The organism is Kitasatospora sp. NPDC053057, assembly GCF_044546945.1.
In the GTDB taxonomy this organism is placed as follows: Bacteria; Actinomycetota; Actinomycetes; order Streptomycetales; family Streptomycetaceae; genus Kitasatospora.
Map to the genome: position 1 here is coordinate 13,901 of NZ_JBITZP010000061.1, position 18,942 is coordinate 32,842.

Below are 18,942 nucleotides of genomic sequence, written 5' to 3' on the forward strand. Positions count from 1 at the left end.
CCGAACAAGATCGAATAGCTCATCGACCGATTAGCCGGGCTCATTGATCCGGGACGGTTGGGCCGGTGTCGCCTGCCGCACGTGCAACAGGCGACACCGGCCGGACCGTCACTCCGCCGGGGCGATCCGATAGCCGCCGCGCGCCGAGTGGAGGGCCAGCGCCTCGACTGGGCAGTACTCCACCGCCTCGGCCAGCCCGTCCGTCAACTCCGCGCCCCCGTCGGCGTATTCGGCCACCGGGCGGGCCCGTCCGTCGGCGTCCAGGGCCAGTGATTCGGGGGCGCTCAGGGCGCACATCCCGGAGCCGATGCAGCGGTCGCGGTCGACCCGGACCACCACCGGCTCCGTCTCGGCGGAGCCCGTCACCAGGTGACCCGCAGCGCGTTGGGACTGCGGGTGAGCAGCCCGCGCCGCCAGTCGATGTCCTGGACCGGGTCGGCCATCCGCAGCGCGGGCAGCCGTCGGGCGAGCCGGTGCAGGGCGAGTTCGAGCTCCATCCGGGCCAGCCAGGCGCCCAGGCAGTGGTGCGGTCCGGCGCCGAAGGTGAGCGTCGGCGCGGCCAGCGGGGAGAACAGCTCGGTGCGCAGGTCCCCGGTGAAGACCTCCGGGTCCTGGTTGGCGGTGCCGGTGTCGGCGGCGACGACGCTGCCGGCCGGGATGACCACCCCGCCGATCTCGACGTCCTCCACCGTGCGGCGCAGCAGCCCGGGCATGTGCTCCGCGGCGTCCCCGAGCGGGACGGCGCGTAGGATCTGCTCGGTCGCGGCGGCGGCGCTGGCCTCGTCGGAGGCGAGCCGCTGCCAGGCCTCGTGGCCGTCCTGGAGCAGGTAGACCAGGGCGTTGCCGAGGCTGGTCATGGTGGTCTCGTGCCCGGCCACCACAAGGCCGATGACCAGCGCGATCAGCTGGCCCTCATTGATCGAGCCGTCCTCGGCGGCGGCCGCGAGCAGGCTGCTGACCAGGTCCTCGCCCGGGTCGGCGCGGCGCTCGGCGATCACCTCGGCGCCGAAGGCGGCGAACTCGGCCATCGCCGTGCCGATCGCCTCGGCGCCGTAGGCGGTGGTGGAGAGCGCGTGGTCGCTCCAGTGCGCGAGGCGCTTGCTGTCGAGGTTGTCCAGGCCCATCAGGCGGCTGATCACCGCGACCGGCAGCGGACGGGTGTAGGCGCCGACGAGGTCGGCGGGGGAGCCCCGGTCGATCAGCTCGTCGATCAGCGACTCGACCACCGAGGCCACCCAGGGCTTCCAGCGGGCGATCGCGCGCGGGGTGAACGCCCGTTGCACGGTGCGGCGCAGCCGCTGGTGCTCGGTGCCGTCGATGTTCAGCATGCTCTGCGGGTCGTCCAGGATGTTCGGCGTGACCATGAGCGGCGGGGCGTCCGGTGCGTAGAGCAGGGCGCGGCCCAGGCGCGGGTCGGTCAGCACCTGCCGGACGTCGGCGTGCCGACTGACCAGCCAGACCGGGGTGCCGGTGGGCAGCGCGGCGAGTCGGGGCGGGCCGGGTTCCAGGTGGCGCAGGCAGTGCATCGGGGGGAGCGGGGCGGTGCCGGTGCCGGCACCGGTCGCACTGTTCTCGGTGGACATCCGTACTCCAGACTCCAGGGCAGGGGCCGCGCGGGGCGGCCCGACGGGGGGTGGATCCGGGGTTTGGTGCGGGGACGGGCGGTTCGGCCGGGGCGGCTCGACTCAGGGCCGGCGGTGCGCGTGGTGCCGGGTGGTGCGGTGGGACGGGGAATGCTGCCCGCACGGGGGCGCGGGCCGTGCGCGGGATGGCGCGAAACGTGCGGGGGCGTACGGTCGGTGCGCGCCCGGCACGCGCGGCGCGCGGTGGCGTGCCGTCAGGTGGGACGGATGTGCTGAGCGTGGTCGCGTGGACCGTCTCAGCTACGACCGTACGTGGACGGCGCGGCGCCCGTCTGCGGCACTTCCAGCCAACGGCGGCGCTTTCCGGGCAGTTCGCAGCACGCTGACGGGAGCTCAGCGCCGCCCGCGCGCCCCTCGGTGCCGGGCCGCGCGGGGGCGGGCGCCGCGTCGGCGGCCGACCGGGTGGGCGCTACCCTTCGTAGGCTGTCTTTCAGCAGTGCTTCTACAGTTCTCCCGCAGTCCTTCTGCAGTCATTCTGCGGTCGTTCTGCGGTCGTTTGTCGCAGGTCACGCCGGTGCAGAGCCGCATCGGCCGACGGAGGTGGAATCGGATGGCCCAGCAGGTCAAGGCAGTCATCGCGCGCGCCAAGGGTGCGCCCGTGGAGGTGACCACGATCGTGGTGCCGGACCCGGGGCCGGGCGAGGCGGTGGTCCGGATCCAGGCCTGCGGTGTCTGCCACACGGACCTCCACTACCGCGAGGGCGGCATCAACGACGAGTTCCCGTTCCTGCTCGGCCACGAGGCCGCGGGCATCGTGGAGTCGGTCGGCGAGGGCGTGACCGAGGTCGAGCCCGGCGACTTCGTCGTCCTCAACTGGCGCGCGGTGTGCGGCCAGTGCCGCGCCTGCAAGCGCGGTCGCCCGCAGTACTGCTTCAACACCCACAACGCGAAGCAGAGGATGACGCTGCTGGACGGCACCGAGCTGTCCCCGGCGCTGGGCATCGGCGCCTTCGCCGAGAAGACCCTGGTCGCGGCCGGGCAGTGCACCAAGGTCGACCCGGCCGCCGAGCCGGCCGTCGCCGGGCTGCTGGGCTGCGGCGTGATGGCGGGCCTCGGCGCCGCGATCAACACCGGCAACGTGGGCCGCGGCGACACCGTCGCCGTTATCGGCTGCGGCGGCGTCGGCGGGGCGGCCGTGATGGGCTCCCGGCTGGCCGGCGCGTCGAAGATCATCGCGGTGGACATCGACGACCGCAAGCTGGAGACGGCCCGTAAGCTCGGCGCGACCCACACCGTCAACTCCCGCACCACCGACCCGGTCGAGGCGATCCGCGAGCTGACCGGCGGCAACGGCGCGGACGTCGTGGTGGAGGCGGTCGGCCGCCCCGAGACGTACCAGCAGGCCTTCTACGCCCGCGACCTCGCCGGCACCGTGGTCCTGGTCGGCGTGCCGACCCCCGAGATGACCCTCGAACTGCCGCTGCTGGACGTCTTCGGCCGCGGCGGCGCGCTCAAGTCCTCCTGGTACGGCGACTGCCTGCCCTCCCGGGACTTCCCGATGCTGATCGACCTGTACCTCCAGGGCCGGCTGGACCTCGGTGCCTTCGTCACCGAGACCATCGAACTCGACGCGGTGGAGCAGGCCTTCGAGCGCATGCACCACGGCGACGTCCTCCGCTCGGTGGTGGTGTTCTGATGGCCGCCCGGATCGACCGGCTGGTCACCGCCGGGACCTTCGAACTCGACGGCGGCAGCTGGGAGGTGGAGAACAACGTCTGGATCGTCGGCGACGACGAGGAGGCGGTGGTGATCGACGCCGCGCACGACGCCGACGCCATCGAGGCCGCGCTCGGCGGGCGCCGACTGCTGGCGATCGTCTCCACCCACGCCCACAACGACCACGTCGACGCCGCCCCGGCCCTGGCCGAGCGCACCGGCGCGCCGATCCTGCTGCACCCGGACGACCTCCCGCTGTGGAAGCTCACCCACCCCGAGCGGTTGCCGGACGGCGAACTCGCCGACGGCCAGCGGATCGAGGTGGCAGGCACCGAGCTGACCGTGCTGCACACCCCGGGCCACGCGCCGGGCGCGGTCTGCCTGTACGCGCCCGGGCTCGGCACCGTGTTCACCGGCGACACCCTGTTCCACGGCGGCCCGGGCGCGACCGGTCGCTCGTTCTCGCACTTCCCGACCATCATCGACTCGATCCGCGAGCGACTGCTGTCCCTCCCGGCCGACACGGTGGTGCGCACCGGCCACGGCGACCCGACCACGATCGGCGCCGAGGCCCCGGCCCTGCCGGAGTGGATCGCCCGCGGCCACTGACCCCGTACCGGTACGGCCCCCCGGGAATTTGATCACTTTCCGGGGGCCGTACCATCGCGATCATGGCCCACGACCCGCGCGACCTCGACGACGCCTTCCTCGCCTTCTGGCGCGAGCGGCACATCTCCACCCTGACCACCACCCGCCCGGACGGGACCCCGCACGTGGTGCCGGTCGGCGTCACCTTCGCCCCGACCACCGGCACGGCCCGGGTCATCACCAGCCGCACCAGCCGCAAGGCCCGCAACGTCGCGGCCGCCGGGCCCGAGGGCCTGCCGGTCGCGCTCTGCCAGGTCGACCGCGCACGCTGGTCCACCCTGGAGGGAACGGCCGTCCTGCGCGACGAGCCCGAGCAGGTCGCCGACGCCGAGCGCCGCTACGCCGAGCGCTACCGCACGCCGCGGGAGAACCCGGACCGGGTGGTCATCGAGATCACCGTCCAGCGCGTCCTCGGCCGCGCCTGACGGCCACCGGGCCCCTCACTCCGCGAGCGCCGGGGCGATCCTGCGCAGCACCGACGGCCAGCCCTGCCCCATCCCCTGGTGAGCCTGCCGACCCATCGGAGTGTCCAGGTCGAACCCCGCGTGCTCCAGCAGCAGCCGCGTCCCGTGCCCCTCGGGCACCAACCGCCAGGTGACGGTGGTGTCCAGCGACCCGGCGGCGAAGCTGTACCGCAACAACCGCTCCACCTCCACCTCGACCACCTCGCACGGCTGCTGCCCCCACGGCCCCATGTCCAACGTGAACCGGTGGCCCACCACCGCCTTCACGTCCCCGGCGGCCCACCACCGCGCGTGCAGCTCCGGATCGGTCAACGCCTCCCACACCCGCGCCGGCGGGTACGGCAGGAACTCGTCGCAGTGGATCGCGGCCTTCTCGGTCATGAACTCTCCTCGTCCAGGAGCTCGTACAGCGAACGCGTCCGCGTCCGCGTCCGCCAGTAGTGCTCAAACGGGTGGAGCCAGTCCTCGACCTCGACCAGAGGCCCGGGCTCCAGGTGGTAGTACCGATGCCGCCCGTGCGGCTCCTCCCTCACCAGCTGGGCGTTCCGGAGCACCGCCGGATGCTCGGACACGGCCGGCCGGCGCTGGCTGCGCTCGTCCCCAGTTCGAGCTTCGATCTACGACGTCGCAGCGACGGGCTGGTGGACCGAGCCGCCCGGAGGAACACGGCTGAAACGCTCTCTGCTCTGGGGCCGTCGGCGTTGTGTCGACGGCCCCGGACCCGGCCTCGCGGCCGAAGTCGAGCTCGATCGCCGGGCCCATCGGGCCGCGGGCGCGGCCGATCAGCTGGTCCAGTGGGCTGCCGGACATCCGTTTCACCCCGCTGCTTGTGCTTCTGGGCCGATCGGACTGGTGAGGTAATGGTCGCGCACCTTGTCGGTGACGACCAAACGAAGGGTCGGCTGGAGAACGGGCGCATCGGGGATGGCGTCCCACTTGGCAAAAGGCCACCAGCGGCTGTGCGCGGCCAGCAGCATCCGCTCACCGTGCTCGACTTCGCCGCGGGTCGCATACCATCCCGCCATCCACAGGCAGATGGAGTACTGCTCTGGCTCCACTCCCGTGTCGGTGAGCAGTTGGTGCGCTCTCGCGAAGTCGTTGGTCTCAGACAGCGCCTCCCACACCAGCCGGCGCTGCTTCCTGTCGAGTTCGAGGTAGTTGCGGTCGACGAGTCCCGCGCCGATGACGCCGTCCAGCGGACGAACCGGCTCGCCCCAGTCGCTGTGGCAGGGAAGGAGGGCTTCCACGCCCTGTCGGGGCAGTTCCTGGGAGAACCAGTCGAGGTCCCTCCGTAGAACGGCCGCGGCCTCCCATACCGGCCCCCGATGTTCCCGCACACGGCCGCCGTGGTCCACCACGCCGGGGCGGGCACCGCCGGAGCGGGCCTGCGGGCCGGAGTGCCCGCCGTGCCCGTCCCCGTGATGGCCGACCAGCCGTTCTGGGCGGCCCGTCTGCACCGGCTGGGAGTCGCCCCTCGGCCGATCCCGTTCCACGACCTCACCGCTCAGAACCTCGCAGCCGCGATCACGGCCGCCCTGGCCGAGCCGCTCCGCCGCCGTCCTCGGCCGTATCCACGAAGGATTCGACCACTGACCGGGCAGGAGGCCGGGATCAGTTGTACATGCCCCAGGAGAGCCCGCCGTAGTTGTCGATGATCTGGGTCCGGACGGAGTGGCCCGGGCCGTCGTAGATCCACGGGGACTGGGCGCCGCTGTAGGAGTCGTACCGGATCTGGCCGTTGTCCCAGACCAGGAACTGGCAGTGGCCGTTGGTCCGGGTCGGGTCGATGGCCTGGAAGTCGTGGTACAGGCCGTCGGTGTAGAGACGCGGCTCGATCTTCTGCACGGCGTCGCAGTTCGGGGTGGAGGGCATCGGGAAGTCGCCCTCGACGGCGAAGGCCGGCGTGGACGTGGTCAGGGCGAGGACGGCGCCCGCGCCGAGGACGGCGAGGGTGGTCCGCAGCGGAGTACGGCGAGGCAGCACGGTGTGGTTCCCCCGGCAATCGGTACCCGGCACACGCGTCGGCGGACGGTTCCGCCGGGGTACGGCCGGACGGGGCGATGCTGCCAGCGGCCGATCGCGGTGACAAGGGCCTGTTTTCGGACGCTCGGGCGCTTTCGGGGTCACAAGGTGAAGGCCTCCAGATGGTCGAGGCGCACGAAGTGGGCCTGCGGGCTTGCCCGGTGGTTCGACGGTCAGCCGAGGGCGGTGACGACGGCCTTGGTCGCCTCGGCGATCAGGGCGTCGTCGGAGGTGGCGTCGGGCTTGCCGCGGTCGGACAGCACGACCAGGACGATCGGGCTGCGCCCGCCGGAGGGCCAGGCGACGGCGACGTCGTTGCGGGTGCCGTAGCCCGCGGTGCCGGTCTTGTCGCCGATCTTCCAGTCGGCGGGCACGCCCGCGCGGATGTACGGGGCGCCGGTGGTGTTGCCGACCAGCCAGTCGGTGAGCAGCCGGCGCCGGTCCTCCGTCAGGACGTCGCCGAGGACGTAGCGGCGCAGGTCGGCGGCGAAGGCGCGGGGCGTGCTGGTGTCGCGGGGGTCGCCCGGGGTCGCCTCGTTCAGGGTGGGCTCGGTGCGGTCGACGTTGGTGGTCGGGTCGCCGAGCTCGCGCAGGGTCCGCTGGACGGCCTCCGGGCCGCCGAGTTCGGCCATGACGAGGTTGGCGGCCGTGTTGTCGCTGTACTGGATGGCGGCGGCGGCCAGGTCACGCAGCTTCATGCCGGTGGCCACGTGCTGGGAGGTGACCGGCGCCCACTGCAGCACGTCCTCCTGGCGGTAGGTGACCACCTTGTCCAGCTCCTCGTCGGTCGCCCCGCGCAGCAGGGCCCCGGCGGCGAGCGACTTGATCGTCGACGCGAAGGCGAAGCGCTCGTCGGGCCGGTAGGCGACCTCCCGGCCGCTGCCGGTGTCCACCGCGTACACGCCGAGGCGGGCGGCGAAGTGCTGCTCAAGTCCCTTGAAGGCAGCATCGGTCGGGCGGGCGGAGGCCGTGACGGTGGTGGCCGCGGCCGCCGCCGGAGTGCTGGCGCCGCCGGAGCTGCCGTGCCCGCAGCCGGTCGTCAGGGCCGCCGCGAGCAGGGCGACGGCGGGCAGGGCGGTACGGGGGTGCCGGAACGCGGACGTCATCGGTGGTCTCCAGATCAGGGGTACGGGAAGGCCGGCCGATCCGGCCGTGGCCTCAGCTAAACAGGCCGCCAGGACTCCAGTCCAAGACCGTTATGGTGAAAGGATCGATAAGGAACTGCCTATGATTGCTGCTCATGGACCTGTTGGGGCACCTCCGCCACTTCCGCGTCGTTGCCGAGGAACGGCACTTCGGGCGCGCCGCCGAGCGGCTGCGGATCGCCCAGCCCTCGCTGTCCCAGCGGATCCAGCGGCTGGAACGCGAACTCGGCGTCACCCTGTTCGACCGCGGTCCGCGCGGGGTCGCGCTCACCCCGGCGGGCCGGCTGCTGCTCGACGAGGCGGAGGAGGTGCTGGAGTGCTCCGCCCGTCTGCTGGCCGTCGCGGCCGACCTGCGCACCGGCCGGGCGGGCACCCTGCGCGCGGCCGTACCGCCCGACCTCGGACCGGCCGCCCTGGCCGCGCTGCTCACCGGCTTCGACAGCGCCTCCCCGGGCACCCGGCTCGACCTGCGCGAACTGCCGGTCGCGGCCGCGGTGCGCGAACTCGCCCAGTACACGGTGGACGTCGCCGTCGTCCGCCACCCCTGCCCGGCCGCAGGCCTGGCCTTCGGGCCGGTCCTGCACCAGCCGCTGGGCGTGCTGCTCGCCGCCGACGGCCCGAACGCGGACCGCCCGGACGTGGCGGTGGCGGAGCTGACCGGGCGGCGCCTGGTGCTCTTCCCCCGCGCCACGGCCCCGGCGCTGTACGACGAGATGCTCACCACCCTGGCCCGGCACGGCTGCACCCCGGAGGCGGTCGTCGACCCGCCCGGCCCGGACGTCGCGGGCGCGCTGGTGCTCACCGGCAGCGCCGTCGCCCTGGTGCCGCGCACCGTTGCCCCGCCGGGTACAGTCTGGCGTCCGCTCACCGGCACCCCGCTGACCTGGCGCACCTCCACCGCCTGGCCGGCCGGGTGCGACGGGCCCGCCGTCCGCCTGTTCGCCGAGGCCGCCCACCGGGCACTGACCGAATCCGGCGGCCTGCTGCCCCAGCCGCCCAACCGCCCGCTCTTCCCCCGGCCCGCAATGGAGTTCCCGCTGTGACCAGCGACCGCACGACCAGCGACCGCACGACCAGCGACCGCACGACCAGCGACCGCACGACCAGCGACCGCACGACCAGCGACCGCACCACCGGCCCCGCCGGTACCCGCGCCGCCCGCGCCCGCATCACCGCCGCCTTCGCCGAAGCGGGCGTCACCGGCCTGCTGCACGCCCGCGACCTCGACACCGGCGCCGAGCTCGCCCTCGGCGCCGACACACCCGTCAGCACCGCCAGCGTCCACAAGCTCTGCCTCCTGGTCACGCTGTTCCGCGAGGCGGCCGCCGGACGGATCGACCTGACCCGGCCGGTTGACCTCCCGGCCGCCGGCCGCACCCCGGGAGGCACGGGTCTGTCGGCCATGCTCGACGCTGCCCGGCTCTCGCTGCGCGACCTCGCCTACCTGACCGTCGCGGTCAGCGACAACGCCGCCGCGGACGTGCTCTGGGACGAGATCGGCCTGGGCACCGTCAACCGCACCATGGCCGAGCTGGGCCTGACCCGCACCGTCGCCGTCCACACCGTCCGCGAGCTGTTCGCCGCCCTCGCCGAGGACACCGGCCCGGACTCCCCGGTCGACCCCGCCGTCGTCGCCCGGCTCAGGGTCCTCGACCCGGCCTTCACCAACCGCAGCACCGCCCGCGAGATGACCGCCCTGCTCGCCGCCCTCTGGCACGGCGACGCCTGCCCCGGCGAACCCGGCGCCGCCCTGCGCCGCCTGCTCGGCCTCCAGGTCTGGCCGCACCGGCTGGCCTCCGGCTTCCCGTTCGACGACGTCCGCGTCCACGGCAAGACCGGCACCCTGCCCACCCTGCGCCACGAGGTCGGCGTCGTCGTGTACCCCGACGGCGGCCGCTACGCCCTGGCCGTCTTCACCCGCGCCGCCGCCACCACCATCACCCTCCCCACCGCCGACGCCGCCATCGGCACCGCCGCCCGCCTCGCCGTCGACGCCCTGCGCCTCATGGCCGGCTGAAGGGCGGCAGGCCCGAAGCCGGCCGGGCGGCGCCTGGACCGTCGAGCCGGTGCGGTGGCCGTCGCGTGGGCCCGGCCGGCGGTTCTAGGCTGGACGGCATGGGTGTGCCCGTGGCGGGTCTCGGCGGTACGGCGGCCGATGTGGTCGGCCTGGAGGTGCTGGTGCGGCTGCTGGCCGGGCGGGGGGTGGTGGTGCTCAGCGGGGCCGGGTTGTCGACGGAGTCGGGGATCCCGGACTACCGGGGGGAGACGGGCAGCCGTCGGCGTGGGGTGCCGATGACGTACCAGGAGTTCACCGGGAGCGAGGCGGCCCGGCGGCGGTACTGGGCGCGCAGCCATGTGGGGTGGCGGACGATCGCGGGGGCGGAGCCGAACGCCGGGCACCGGGCGGTGGAGCGGTTGCGGCGGTCGGGGCACGTGTCGGCGGTGATCACCCAGAACGTGGACGGCCTGCACCGGGCGGCCGGGACGCGCGGGGCGGTGGAGCTGCACGGCGGGCTGCACCGGGTGGTGTGCCTGGCGTGCCGGCGGACCGGTTCGCGCGAGGAGCTGGACCGGCGGCTGGAGGAGTTGAACGGCGGTTTCCGGGACGGCCCGGCGCGGGTGAATCCGGACGGTGACGCCGAGTTGTCGCAGGATCTGGTGGACGGGTTCCGGATCGCCCCCTGCGCGGGGTGCGGGGGAGTGCTCAAGCCGGACGTGGTCTTCTTCGGCGAGAGCGTGCCCAAGCCGAGGGTCCAGCGCTGCTACGAACTCGTGGACGCGGCACAGGCGTTGGTGGTCCTCGGCTCCTCGCTCACGGTCATGTCGGGGCTGCGCTTCGTCCGTCACGCCGCCCGCGCGGGCACGCCCGTGGCGATCGTGAACCAGGGCGCGACCCGTGGCGACGAGCTGGCCGCGGCCCGGGTCGCCCTGCCGCTGGGCGCGGTGCTGACCGAGGCGGCCCGGCGGGTCAGGGCCGGGTAGCGAGGGCGCGCAGGGAGGCCTTGAGGGCGGCGACGAAGCGCTCCCGGGTGGCCTCGTCGACCAGGTCGAGGGAAAGGTAGGGGTTGAGGTCCTCCAGCTCGACGAGGAGCAGCTCGCCCTCGGCGGTGCGGCAGGCATCGACCCGCTGGATGCCGTGCTCGACGGTGTTCCAGGCGATGAAGCGCTGGGCGAACTCCAGGTCGGCGGCGGTGGGCTCGTACGGTTCGAGGCGCCAGCGCTGCTCGGGGTCCGGGGCGTGCAGCGCGTACTGGAAGGCGTCGTCGACGAAGTAGAACGAGACCTCGTAGGCGAACCGGATCAGCGGCTGGACCAGGACGTCCTCGTCGTACGGGACGGTGTCGAGCTGCTCGCGGGGGACGACCCGCAGGCCGATCGAGTCGGCGCCGAGCTTCGGCTTGACGACGTACTCGGGGACGACGGGCAGCCGGGGGAGGTCCTCGGCCCGGTCGACGGTGGGGATGACGGGGTACCCGGCGGCGGTGAGGTCGAGCAGGTACCGCTTGCCGGCCATGTCGGCGCGCCCGGTCAGCTGGGTGTACACCCGGGCACCGCGTTCCAGCGCCTGCTTGCGGAAGTCCTCGTACTCGGCGCGGTAGTTGAGCACCGGGCCGCTGTTGCGGACGAGCACCACGTCGAAGGAGTCCAGCAGCGCGGCGGCGTCCAGCGGGTGGCACAGGGCGACGTCGAAGTCCTCGCGCAGACGGGCGGAGAGCCGGATGTCCTCGTCGCAGTACCGGCGGCCCCGGGCCTGGTAGGCCAGGTCGGTGACGAGCAGGACGCGGGGCTGGGCGGCGGCAGGCATGGTTCTCCTGAAGATCATCTGATCAGCTCAGCCTACCTTGCGTCCTGTCCCCGGTGGCCCGCGGACGGCGGCCGGGGGGTACGGGGGGTGCGCGGGGCCTCCGCGCAGTCCGGGCGCCGCACCGGGGCCTCCGCCACCGGGATGCGCGGCAGGGCGTACGGGTGCTGGTCGCGCAGGTAGCCGATGAGGTGCTCGCGCAGCCGGCAGCGCAGCTCGAAGGCGTCGCTGCCGTTCGCCGCCGTGGCCAGCACCCGGACCACGATGGTGGTCGGAGTGGTGTCGACCACCTGGAGGGCACTGCCCAGGCCGTCCCACAGCTCGCTCTTGGCCAGGTAGTCCTCGAACTCCTCCCGCAGCAGCCCGACCGGCGCGTGGTGGTCGAGGTGGAGCAGCGCGGTGCCGGTGATCCGGCTGGAGCGGCGGGACCAGTTCTCGAACGGGCGGCCGACGAAGTACGACATCGGCATCACCAGCCGCCGCTGGTCCCAGGTCTCGATCACCACGGCCGTCAGGGTGATCTCCTCCACCGTCCCCCACTCGCCGGCCACCACCACGACGTCACCGATCCGGGCCAGGTCGCCGAAGGCCATCTGCACCCCGGCGAAGACGTTGGCGAGCGTGCTCTGCGCCGCCACACCCGCCACCACGCCGACCAGCCCGGCGGAGGCCAGCAGGCTCGTACCGACGCCGCGCACCGCCGGGAAGGTCATCAGGACGGCACCCAGGGTGACGACCGCGACGACCGCCTGGCAGATCCGGCCGAGCAGACTGGCCTGGGTCCGGGCGCGGCCCGCCCAGGCCGGCTCCCGGCGGTACACGGCGAGCCGGGCGGCGCCGTCCACCAGGATCGCCACCAGGCGGGCGCACAGCCAGCCACCGGAGGTGATCGCGAGGATCACGGCCAGGTGGCGCAGGCCCTCGCGGGCCTCGGGCGGGGCGTCGATCCACGGCTGCGCGGCGGAGAGCAGGAGGCACCCGGTCAGCGCCAGGACCGGGTGACGGCACCTGCGCAGCACCTCGGGGACGCCGCCGGCGCCCCAGGGGGCCGCCAGCCGCTGCGCCAGCACCTGGACGGCCCGGTCGAGGCCGTAGGTGAACAGGGCGGTTGCGAGGCCGGCGACGGCGAGGCGGAGCAGGCTCCACCACATGTGCTGCGCTCCTTTCGGGTTCCGGTGGCGGCCCGTCAACCGGGCTCGCGGACCGCCGGGGCAGGCGGTTCGGCCGGGCGGTCAGTCGGGCGGTTCGACCGGGTGGGGGCGGCCCGGGTGCGGCGTGGCCGGTTCGGGGACCGGGCCGGGTGCGGGCCGCGGCTCGGGCGGGGGGACGGGCGAGCCGGGCGGTGGCGGGGGGTCGGACACCAGGGGCGGGCCGGGCGTCGGCCTCGGCGGCGCCTCGGGCTCCGGCGCGGGAGGCGGGAGACCGGGCTGGGCGGGGGCGGTCGTCATGGCGGCGACTCCTCTCGGTGCGGTGAAGTGCGGTGCGGTTCGGTGAAGCGCGGTTCGGAGGGAGCGTGCGGTTCAGGCGGCCAGCAGGTCCTCCAGGCCCCGGTCCCAGTCGATCCAAGCGTGTTCCTGCCCCGGCGGGACGAGCCTGACGGCGGTGGCCAGGAACCGTGCGACCGCCCCGGCGGGGACGGCGAGCAGGGCGACGCCCTCCCGGCCGGAGAGCGCGATCAGCAGGTTGGTGTCGTCGAACGGGGTGACGTGGACGTCCCCCTCGCCGGAGGGCTCGTGCAGGCCGGCTAAGAGCAGGTCGCGCGAGAGCGACCACACCGCCTCGGCCTGGTAGGACGTGAAGTCCAGCTCCACCACGTGGGGTTCGGTGGCCCGGTAGGACCAGTGGACGTCCAGGTCCCGGCTGCGTTCGTCGCCGGTCATCAGTCGCATGGTGATCCGGGTGGTGAGACGTTCCATGGGAGGGTTCCCCTTTCCCGGGATTCGTCGGGCGGGGACGGCCGAGGGCTGTCCCCGCCCGTTCGTCTGTGGTGCCTGTCGGTCTGTCGGGTCGGGTCGGGTGGTGTCCGGTTCTCCCGGCGGGTCCTCCGGCTGCCCGGTCAGAGGATTCGGCCGCCGTAGAGCCGGTCGTAGTACGGCCCGAAGCGTTCGCGGGTGTCGTTCTCCTGGTGGGGCCCGGCGTCGTCGAGGTCGGGGCTGTGCCTGATCTCGTCCTTGGACCGGTCGACGTAGATCTTCTGCTCGCCGATCTCGATGCGCGTCACGGTTCCGGCCGGGAGCAGGACCCGCCGGCCGAAGATCCACGGCCCGGTGTCGACGACCAGGTACTGCTCTCCGACCTCCTCCGACAGCTTGTCGACCTTGCCGATCGCGCCGTCGGTGGCCTCGACGTGGAAGCCGACGAGGTCGGTGCCGGCGGTGTGCCCGGCGGCGGTGCGGAACTCCCAGATGCCGTGGCGCTCGTTCATGACTGCCTCCGTTCGTCCGAGTGCGTCGTACGGGCTCGGCTGCCCCCGATGTCGCGGTCCATGCCCCCGGATTCGCGATCCGTCGGCGGCCGTTCAGCCTGCGGGCGGTCCGCTGCTCTGCTCGACGTGGTGCTTGAAGTCGTTCAGGTCGTCGATGACCCGTCGGTCGACGAAGCCGAGCGCCTCGGCGAGGTGCGCCCAGAGCCCGTGCGGCTCGACCTCCAGCTGGAGCATCACCCGGGTGGTGCGGTCGTCGACGTGGTGGAAGGTGACCACGCCGCTGTGCCGCACCGGGCCGGTTCCGCCGTCCCAGGCCACCCGCTCGCCCTCCACCACCTCGGTGGTCACCGCCTCGAACTCCCGTCGCCCGCCCGCGGTTTCGACCACCCAGCTGCTGCTGCCGCGGCCGGACACGTCGACGCTGACCACCCCGCGCATGAAGTGCGGGAAGTCCTCGCAGTGCACCCAGTGCCGGTAGACCTCGCCGAGCGGCGCGGCCACCTCGACCGATTCCTCGATCCGTCCCATCGTCCCGGTCCCTCCTTCTCCTCCTCGGTCTCCGGTCCTGCACCGGGTCCGGGTGCCCCGATCCCCGCCGGGCATGCACGGCACGCGACCGGTACCGTGCGGACTGAGCCCGCCGCTCCACCGCCCGGCCGTTCGTTCACGCAATCCTCACAGCGCGAACCGGCATGCAACCGGCCTCGGCGGGTACCCGGGGACGGACCGTACGCCGAGGGGAAAGGACCGACATGGCCACGACCAGTGACGAACTCCTCCACCGCGTGACAGCTCCGGCTCCGGACGAGGCCTCGACGGTCGACGCGCCCGGCGCCGACCGCGCTGCCCTACCCGGGCTTCCGGGGCTTCCGGGGCTTGCAGGAGACCCGGAGCTCCCCGAGCTCGCCGACGTCGGGGATCCGCGCCAGGTCGCGCCCGGCGACGCCCGCGAGCTGACCAGGGTGCTGCTGGCCCGGCTGTCGACGCTGGAGGAGGGCACCGCCGAGTACTCGTACGTGCGGGCCACGCTCATCGAACTCAACCTGTCCCTGGTGCGGTTCGCGATCCGCCGGGTCGGCAACCGCCGGGAACCCGAGGAGGACCTGATACAGGTCGGCTCGCTCGGCCTGATCAAGGCGATCGACCGTTTCGACCCCGATCACGGCGCGGAGTTCGTCACCTTCGCCCTGCCGACCATCCTCGGCGAGATCCGCCGTCACTTCCGCGACGCCACCTGGGCCGTGCACGTGCCGCGCCGCCTGCAGGAACTGCGCATCACCCTGGCCAAGGCCCGGGACGTGCTGTTCCAGCGGCTCGGCCGCTCGCCGACCGTGGCCGAGCTCGCCGAGCACCTCGAACTGTCGCAGGAGCAGGTGGTCGAGGGCCTCGCGGCCGCCAACGGCCACACCGCCGGGTCCCTGGACGCCTCCGCGACCGAGGGCGAGGACGACCCCGGCCCGCTCGCCCAGCGCCTCGGCGAGGAGGATTCGAGGTTCGACACGCTGGAGAACCTGATCGTCCTCAAGCCCCTCGTTGCCGCCCTGCCGGAACGCGACCGGCTGATCCTGTCCATGCGCTTCGGCGAGGAGCTCACCCAGTCCCAGATCGGGGCCCGCCTCGGGCTGTCGCAGATGCACGTCTCCCGTCTCCTCAACCGCACGCTGACCAGCCTGCGCGCGGACCTCACCGCCAGCTGAGTCGGTCCCACGGTCATCAGGAACAGCCACGAGGCCACGCACGCCACCCACGGCCCGGCCACGGCCTGGCCCTTCAGCGGGTGGCTTGCGTAGGCTCGTGGGGCACACCCGTGGAGGGAACACGACGACGATGCATGCCGAGAAGACGATGCCCGCAGAGAACGAGTCCGTGACCGTGCCGCCGACCACCGCACCCTCCGACCCCTCCCGGACGGGCGACCCGTCCGGATTCGACCCGGCCGGGCCCGCCCTGGCCGTACGCACCTGGCACTCCGACACCCGGGCCGCCGTCTGCGCACTGGTGGGCGACCTCGACATCGAGACCCTGGAGCCTGCCCGCAGCACCCTCGACGACCTGGTGGAGCAGCACCCGTCACTGCTCGTCGTCGACCTCGCGGGCGTCGACTTCTGCGACTCCTCCGGCCTGAACCTGCTGCTGCAGACCAGGATGGCGGCCGCCGCGGCGGACGTGGCGTTCCGCCTCGCGGCGCCCTCCGTCACGGTCCAGCGGCTGCTGGAACTGACCTGCGCCGACACCGTGTTCTCGCTCCACCCGACCCTGGACGCCGCGCTCGCCGCACCCCGGTGAGCGCCGCGACCGGGCGGGGGCACGCATAATTCGGCAGTGGTCGGGAAACCGAGCAGACGAAGCGGAACACAGCGCCGAAACCGAAGGGGACCCCGCACATGACGACCAGTCGGGCAACCCTCGACGACGACCGGCCGGGCGCCGGCCCCACGCTGCCGCCCGGCGGCCAGCGCCGGCGCCTGCACCTCGCGGGGCTGCCGAAGCCCGTCGCCCGCGCCCGCGCGTACACCGCGCAGGCGGTCGCCGACTGGTCCTGGCCGACCAGCGCCTCCGGTGCCGAGGACGACATCGTGCTCCTGGTCGCCGAACTGGTCGCCAACGCCATGCTGCACGCCGGAGGCCCCATCGACCTGGTCCTCGACGCCTCCGAGGCACGGCTGCGGATCGAGGTCAGCGACCGCTCGACCGTCCTGCCCGAGCCGTGCCGCCCCCACCGCCCGGGCCTGCCCGGCGGGCACGGGCTCTTCATCGTCCAGAAGGCCGCCACCCGCTGGGGGGCGCTGCCGCACGGCGAGGGCAAGACGGTGTGGGCCGAGATCGACGCCCGGCCACCGCACCCCGGCCGCTGACCGCCCGCTGCGAACCCGCCCGTCGGGCTGAGGCCGGTGGCCGAGCCCCGCGGCTGAGGCCCGGGAAGGGAGGCGGTGTGGCGTCGGGAGTGGTGCGGAAGGCCCAATGTGCGGCAGGCGTGCGGTGTGCTTTCCGGTTGGCTCCGGCGCGTTGATCTAAATTGCCCGACCATGAGCGAAAATGTCGGAATCAGTCGTCGGTCGATGCTCAAGGCGATCCCCACCGCCGTCCTCGTGGCGGCGTCCGACGGGATCCTCTCCCGGCGCTACGCCGCCGCGGCACCCGCACCCTTCCCGCAGCCGGCCGTCCGGACCCGGCGGCCGGTGGCCGGCACCCCGGGGGCGGTGCTGGAGCAGACGCTCGACGTGCGGTTCACGGACACCGTCATCCCCGGCTACGGGACGGCCACCACCCGCACCTACAACGGGACGATCCCCGGACCGACCCTGCGGCTGCGCGCCGGGGACACCCTGCGGCTCACCCAGGTCAACGGCCTGCCGCCGAACGAGCCCTACAGCGGCGGCCACAACCGGCCGCACAACCTCAACAGCTTCAACCTGCACACCCACGGCCTGCACGTCTCCCCGTCCGGGGACGCCGACAACGTGCACCGCGAGTTCGCACCGCGCACCGCCGAGGAGGTCGACGCCGGCGCCCCGGAGCCGAAGTACGTCACGACCGTCGACATCCCGGCCGACCACCCGGCAGGCACCCACTGGTACCACCCGCACCTGCACGGGGCCACGTCCGTGCAGATCGTCGGCGGCATGGCCGGGGTCCTCATCGTCGAGGGCGACGTCGACGAGGTGCCCGAGATCGCGGCGGCCGCCGACATCGTCGTGTGCGTCAACGAGCTCAGGCTCAAGGACGGCAAGGTCCCCGACTTCACCTCCGGGAACGCGCTGGCCGCCGTCCCGGCGACGCTGACCGTCAACGGCGAGGTCAACCCCACTCTCACGCTGCGCCCGGGCGAGGTGCAGCGCTGGCGGGTGGTCTGCGCGACGGCCTTCACCGCGCTGCCGCTGCGGCTCACCGACGGCAAGCAGAACCTGACCCTCCACCAGATCGCCCTGGACGGCGTGACCTTCCCGGCCACGGTCGCCACCGACAGCCTGCGCCTGGCCATGGGCAACCGGGCCGACGTGCTGGTCCGCGGCGGCGACCCCGGCAGCTACGAACTGCGGGCCGACGGGGTGTCCGAGCCGCTGATGACCGTCGAGGTGACGGGCCCGGCCGTCGAACCGCCGATGGAGCTGCCGACCACCCTGCCGGCCGGCAAGCCCTTCCTCGACGAGGGCGACATCGCCAACCCGGACGCGGACCGGGAGGTGGTCTTCCACGTCGACCCCGGCGTGTTCGGCGGGTCGTTCCCCAACGCCTTCCGCGTCCTGGGGAGCAACCCGACCCCCGCGGCCGACCCCGACGGCGACCTCACCCAGGACCCGGCCTACGGCCTGTTCGACCCCGGCTACGTCAACCACACCCTGGAGCTGGACACCGTCGAGCGGTGGACGCTGCGCACCGACGAGACCAAGCCGGCCTTCAGCCACCCCTTCCACCTGCACACCAACCACGTCCTGGTCACCCACCGCAACGGCGAGCAGCTCGACCCGCCGGTCTGGCAGGACACCATCGACCTGGCCGGCGGCAGGCCCGGCGACACCGTCACCTTCCTGGTTCGGTACGAGGACTTCACCGGCAGCACCGTCGCCCACTGCCACCAGCTCCAGCACGAGGATCTCGGGATGATGCAGACCGTCGACTACGTCGAGCCGAGGCGGCCGGGCCGGCGGACGTCGCGCCGGTCCTGAGGCGGGGCCGGGACGGTGGCCTTGTGGGCGTGCAGGACGGCGGCGCCCAGCGGGAGCGGGGTGTGCTCCAGGAGGTGCAGCCCGGCCTCGGCGAGCAGTCGGGCGTAGTGGTCGGCGCGGCGCTCGCGGCCGCCGGTGTTGCACATCATGTTGAGGTCCCACGCGGTGGCCAGCGAGGTCGAGCCGTCGGCGGGCAGCAGGCGTTCCACGATGAGCAGGTCGGCGTGGGCGGACATCGCGCGGGCGCAGTGGCGCAGGATGTCGAGGCATGCGGTCGTGCTCCCTGACGAAGTCGGCCGTCGCGCGCAGGCGGGCGGTGTCGTCCGGGGGTGTCGCGGTCATGGCGGGAAGTCCTTGGTCCGGTGGGCAGGACGGTCAGACCCGAATCCGCAGGTAGTGGCCGACGGCCAGTCAGTTGATATCTGGGCTGGCCGTCGGTGCGGGTGAGAGGTGCGCGGGCATGGCGGCGG

22 protein-coding genes and 2 pseudogenes are annotated in these 18,942 nt (G+C 73.4%); 11 read left to right on the plus strand and 13 right to left on the minus strand.

The features are described from left to right. Window positions 1–108 precede the first annotated feature (108 nt). A complete protein-coding gene (locus ACIG5E_RS36245) occupies window positions 109–366 on the minus strand; it encodes a ferredoxin (RefSeq protein ID WP_396541013.1) in 258 nt (85 codons plus the stop codon). Then, window positions 363–1,583: a cytochrome P450 gene (locus ACIG5E_RS36250; RefSeq protein WP_396541015.1), complete on the minus strand. Its 1,221-nt coding sequence runs from the start codon at window positions 1,581–1,583 to the stop codon at window positions 363–365. The genes ACIG5E_RS36245 and ACIG5E_RS36250 overlap by 4 nt, the downstream gene beginning before the upstream one ends. 610 nt (window positions 1,584–2,193) lie before the next feature. On the opposite strand from ACIG5E_RS36250, the gene ACIG5E_RS36255 reads away from it, so the two are divergent. The 3 genes from ACIG5E_RS36255 to ACIG5E_RS36265 all read left to right on the plus strand — a co-directional run bounded on the left by ACIG5E_RS36255 (window position 2,194) and on the right by ACIG5E_RS36265 (window position 4,372). After that, window positions 2,194–3,279, plus strand: coding sequence for an S-(hydroxymethyl)mycothiol dehydrogenase (locus tag ACIG5E_RS36255; protein ID WP_396541017.1), 1,086 nt, complete (start codon window positions 2,194–2,196; stop codon window positions 3,277–3,279). After that, window positions 3,279–3,908 carry an MBL fold metallo-hydrolase gene (locus ACIG5E_RS36260; protein ID WP_396541019.1) on the plus strand — a complete coding sequence of 210 codons (630 nt, stop codon included), beginning with the start codon at window positions 3,279–3,281 and terminating at the stop codon, window positions 3,906–3,908. Before ACIG5E_RS36255 ends, ACIG5E_RS36260 begins: the two co-directional genes overlap by 1 nt. 62 nt (window positions 3,909–3,970) lie before the next feature. Continuing rightward, complete coding sequence (locus ACIG5E_RS36265; RefSeq protein WP_396541021.1) at window positions 3,971–4,372, plus strand: pyridoxamine 5'-phosphate oxidase family protein; 402 nt, start codon at window positions 3,971–3,973, stop codon at window positions 4,370–4,372. 15 nt (window positions 4,373–4,387) lie between these two features. On the opposite strand, the gene ACIG5E_RS36270 is transcribed toward ACIG5E_RS36265, so the two are convergent. The 3 genes from ACIG5E_RS36270 to ACIG5E_RS36280 form a co-directional block, all read right to left on the minus strand. Then, window positions 4,388–4,792 carry an SRPBCC domain-containing protein gene (locus ACIG5E_RS36270; RefSeq protein WP_396541023.1) on the minus strand — a complete coding sequence of 135 codons (405 nt, stop codon included), beginning with the start codon at window positions 4,790–4,792 and terminating at the stop codon, window positions 4,388–4,390. Next, a complete protein-coding gene (locus tag ACIG5E_RS36275; protein ID WP_396541025.1) occupies window positions 4,789–4,965 on the minus strand; it encodes a hypothetical protein in 177 nt (58 codons plus the stop codon). Before ACIG5E_RS36275 ends, ACIG5E_RS36270 begins: the two co-directional genes overlap by 4 nt. A gap of 261 nt (window positions 4,966–5,226) precedes the next feature. Then, window positions 5,227–5,769, minus strand: a complete 543-nt coding sequence (locus ACIG5E_RS36280; RefSeq protein WP_396541054.1) for a hypothetical protein — start codon at window positions 5,767–5,769, stop codon at window positions 5,227–5,229. On the opposite strand from ACIG5E_RS36280, the pseudogene ACIG5E_RS36285 reads away from it, so the two are divergent. After that, window positions 5,737–6,066: pseudogene (locus tag ACIG5E_RS36285) on the plus strand (nucleotide disphospho-sugar-binding domain-containing protein); the annotation flags it as partial. The gene ACIG5E_RS36280 and the pseudogene ACIG5E_RS36285 sit on opposite strands and share 33 nt — an antisense overlap. On the opposite strand, the gene ACIG5E_RS36290 reads toward ACIG5E_RS36285, so the two are convergent. After that, the gene (locus ACIG5E_RS36290; RefSeq protein WP_396541026.1) at window positions 6,023–6,394 is read right to left on the minus strand and encodes a hypothetical protein; all 372 of its coding nucleotides are present in this window, start codon (window positions 6,392–6,394) and stop codon (window positions 6,023–6,025) included. The pseudogene ACIG5E_RS36285 and the gene ACIG5E_RS36290 overlap by 44 nt on opposite strands. Window positions 6,395–6,606: 212 nt before the next feature. Next, window positions 6,607–7,539, minus strand: coding sequence for a class A beta-lactamase (bla, locus tag ACIG5E_RS36295; RefSeq protein ID WP_396541028.1), 933 nt, complete (start codon window positions 7,537–7,539; stop codon window positions 6,607–6,609). 134 nt (window positions 7,540–7,673) lie between these two features. Here bla and ACIG5E_RS36300 point away from each other — a divergent pair, with 134 nt between their 5' ends. The 3 genes from ACIG5E_RS36300 to ACIG5E_RS36310 all read left to right on the plus strand — a co-directional run bounded on the left by ACIG5E_RS36300 (window position 7,674) and on the right by ACIG5E_RS36310 (window position 10,560). Beyond that, window positions 7,674–8,621 (plus strand): LysR family transcriptional regulator, encoded by a 948-nt coding sequence (locus ACIG5E_RS36300; RefSeq protein ID WP_396541030.1) that lies wholly within the window; start codon window positions 7,674–7,676, stop codon window positions 8,619–8,621. A gap of 125 nt (window positions 8,622–8,746) precedes the next feature. Continuing rightward, window positions 8,747–9,595: a serine hydrolase gene (locus ACIG5E_RS36305; protein WP_396541052.1), complete on the plus strand. Its 849-nt coding sequence runs from the start codon at window positions 8,747–8,749 to the stop codon at window positions 9,593–9,595. A gap of 98 nt (window positions 9,596–9,693) precedes the next feature. Further along, on the plus strand, window positions 9,694–10,560 hold the full coding sequence (locus ACIG5E_RS36310; RefSeq protein ID WP_396541032.1) for an NAD-dependent protein deacetylase: 867 nt from the start codon (window positions 9,694–9,696) through the stop codon (window positions 10,558–10,560). Here the strand turns inward: ACIG5E_RS36310 and ACIG5E_RS36315 are convergent. The 5 genes from ACIG5E_RS36315 to ACIG5E_RS36335 form a co-directional block, all read right to left on the minus strand. After that, window positions 10,547–11,383 carry a hypothetical protein gene (locus tag ACIG5E_RS36315; RefSeq protein ID WP_396541034.1) on the minus strand — a complete coding sequence of 279 codons (837 nt, stop codon included), beginning with the start codon at window positions 11,381–11,383 and terminating at the stop codon, window positions 10,547–10,549. The two genes, ACIG5E_RS36310 and ACIG5E_RS36315, sit on opposite strands and share 14 nt — an antisense overlap. 32 nt (window positions 11,384–11,415) lie before the next feature. Next, complete coding sequence (locus tag ACIG5E_RS36320; protein ID WP_396541036.1) at window positions 11,416–12,531, minus strand: mechanosensitive ion channel family protein; 1,116 nt, start codon at window positions 12,529–12,531, stop codon at window positions 11,416–11,418. Between the two features lie 369 nt (window positions 12,532–12,900). Then, the gene (locus tag ACIG5E_RS36325) at window positions 12,901–13,296 is read right to left on the minus strand and encodes an SsgA family sporulation/cell division regulator (protein ID WP_396541038.1); all 396 of its coding nucleotides are present in this window, start codon (window positions 13,294–13,296) and stop codon (window positions 12,901–12,903) included. Between the two features lie 140 nt (window positions 13,297–13,436). Then, window positions 13,437–13,805 carry a PRC-barrel domain-containing protein gene (locus ACIG5E_RS36330; protein WP_396541040.1) on the minus strand — a complete coding sequence of 123 codons (369 nt, stop codon included), beginning with the start codon at window positions 13,803–13,805 and terminating at the stop codon, window positions 13,437–13,439. 93 nt (window positions 13,806–13,898) lie between these two features. Next, entirely contained in the window at window positions 13,899–14,333 is a 435-nt protein-coding gene (locus ACIG5E_RS36335) for an SRPBCC family protein (RefSeq protein WP_396541042.1), read from the minus strand. Window positions 14,334–14,557: 224 nt separating this feature from the next. On the opposite strand from ACIG5E_RS36335, the gene ACIG5E_RS36340 reads away from it, so the two are divergent. The 4 genes from ACIG5E_RS36340 to ACIG5E_RS36355 all read left to right on the plus strand — a co-directional run bounded on the left by ACIG5E_RS36340 (window position 14,558) and on the right by ACIG5E_RS36355 (window position 18,472). Then, a complete protein-coding gene (locus ACIG5E_RS36340; RefSeq protein WP_396541044.1) occupies window positions 14,558–15,502 on the plus strand; it encodes a SigB/SigF/SigG family RNA polymerase sigma factor in 945 nt (314 codons plus the stop codon). Between the two features lie 130 nt (window positions 15,503–15,632). Next, window positions 15,633–16,091 carry an STAS domain-containing protein gene (locus ACIG5E_RS36345; protein WP_396541046.1) on the plus strand — a complete coding sequence of 153 codons (459 nt, stop codon included), beginning with the start codon at window positions 15,633–15,635 and terminating at the stop codon, window positions 16,089–16,091. 98 nt (window positions 16,092–16,189) lie between these two features. Then, window positions 16,190–16,660, plus strand: a complete 471-nt coding sequence (locus ACIG5E_RS36350; RefSeq protein ID WP_396541048.1) for an ATP-binding protein — start codon at window positions 16,190–16,192, stop codon at window positions 16,658–16,660. A 171-nt stretch (window positions 16,661–16,831) separates the two neighbouring features. Further along, the gene (locus ACIG5E_RS36355) at window positions 16,832–18,472 is read left to right on the plus strand and encodes a multicopper oxidase family protein (RefSeq protein WP_396541050.1); all 1,641 of its coding nucleotides are present in this window, start codon (window positions 16,832–16,834) and stop codon (window positions 18,470–18,472) included. On the opposite strand, the pseudogene ACIG5E_RS36360 reads toward ACIG5E_RS36355, so the two are convergent. Continuing rightward, window positions 18,424–18,735: pseudogene (locus ACIG5E_RS36360) on the minus strand (methyltransferase); the annotation flags it as partial. The gene ACIG5E_RS36355 and the pseudogene ACIG5E_RS36360 overlap by 49 nt on opposite strands. Between the last annotated feature and the right edge of the window lie 207 nt (window positions 18,736–18,942).

What these genes read in the sequence shown, in the direction of transcription:
- ACIG5E_RS36250 (WP_396541015.1), bottom strand. Translation starts at nt 1,583, where the DNA reads ATGTCCACCGAGAACAGTGCGACCGGTGCCGGCACCGGCACCGCCCCG.
- ACIG5E_RS36255 (WP_396541017.1), top strand. Translation starts at nt 2,194, where the DNA reads ATGGCCCAGCAGGTCAAGGCAGTCATCGCGCGCGCCAAGGGTGCGCCC.
- ACIG5E_RS36260 (WP_396541019.1), top strand. Translation starts at nt 3,279, where the DNA reads ATGGCCGCCCGGATCGACCGGCTGGTCACCGCCGGGACCTTCGAACTC.
- ACIG5E_RS36265 (WP_396541021.1), top strand. Translation starts at nt 3,971, where the DNA reads ATGGCCCACGACCCGCGCGACCTCGACGACGCCTTCCTCGCCTTCTGG.
- ACIG5E_RS36270 (WP_396541023.1), bottom strand. Translation starts at nt 4,792, where the DNA reads ATGACCGAGAAGGCCGCGATCCACTGCGACGAGTTCCTGCCGTACCCG.
- bla (WP_396541028.1), bottom strand. Translation starts at nt 7,539, where the DNA reads ATGACGTCCGCGTTCCGGCACCCCCGTACCGCCCTGCCCGCCGTCGCC.
- ACIG5E_RS36300 (WP_396541030.1), top strand. Translation starts at nt 7,674, where the DNA reads ATGGACCTGTTGGGGCACCTCCGCCACTTCCGCGTCGTTGCCGAGGAA.
- ACIG5E_RS36310 (WP_396541032.1), top strand. Translation starts at nt 9,694, where the DNA reads ATGGGTGTGCCCGTGGCGGGTCTCGGCGGTACGGCGGCCGATGTGGTC.
- ACIG5E_RS36315 (WP_396541034.1), bottom strand. Translation starts at nt 11,383, where the DNA reads ATGCCTGCCGCCGCCCAGCCCCGCGTCCTGCTCGTCACCGACCTGGCC.
- ACIG5E_RS36320 (WP_396541036.1), bottom strand. Translation starts at nt 12,531, where the DNA reads ATGTGGTGGAGCCTGCTCCGCCTCGCCGTCGCCGGCCTCGCAACCGCC.
- ACIG5E_RS36325 (WP_396541038.1), bottom strand. Translation starts at nt 13,296, where the DNA reads ATGGAACGTCTCACCACCCGGATCACCATGCGACTGATGACCGGCGAC.
- ACIG5E_RS36330 (WP_396541040.1), bottom strand. Translation starts at nt 13,805, where the DNA reads ATGAACGAGCGCCACGGCATCTGGGAGTTCCGCACCGCCGCCGGGCAC.
- ACIG5E_RS36335 (WP_396541042.1), bottom strand. Translation starts at nt 14,333, where the DNA reads ATGGGACGGATCGAGGAATCGGTCGAGGTGGCCGCGCCGCTCGGCGAG.
- ACIG5E_RS36340 (WP_396541044.1), top strand. Translation starts at nt 14,558, where the DNA reads ATGGCCACGACCAGTGACGAACTCCTCCACCGCGTGACAGCTCCGGCT.
- ACIG5E_RS36345 (WP_396541046.1), top strand. Translation starts at nt 15,633, where the DNA reads ATGCATGCCGAGAAGACGATGCCCGCAGAGAACGAGTCCGTGACCGTG.
- ACIG5E_RS36350 (WP_396541048.1), top strand. Translation starts at nt 16,190, where the DNA reads ATGACGACCAGTCGGGCAACCCTCGACGACGACCGGCCGGGCGCCGGC.
- ACIG5E_RS36355 (WP_396541050.1), top strand. Translation starts at nt 16,832, where the DNA reads ATGAGCGAAAATGTCGGAATCAGTCGTCGGTCGATGCTCAAGGCGATC.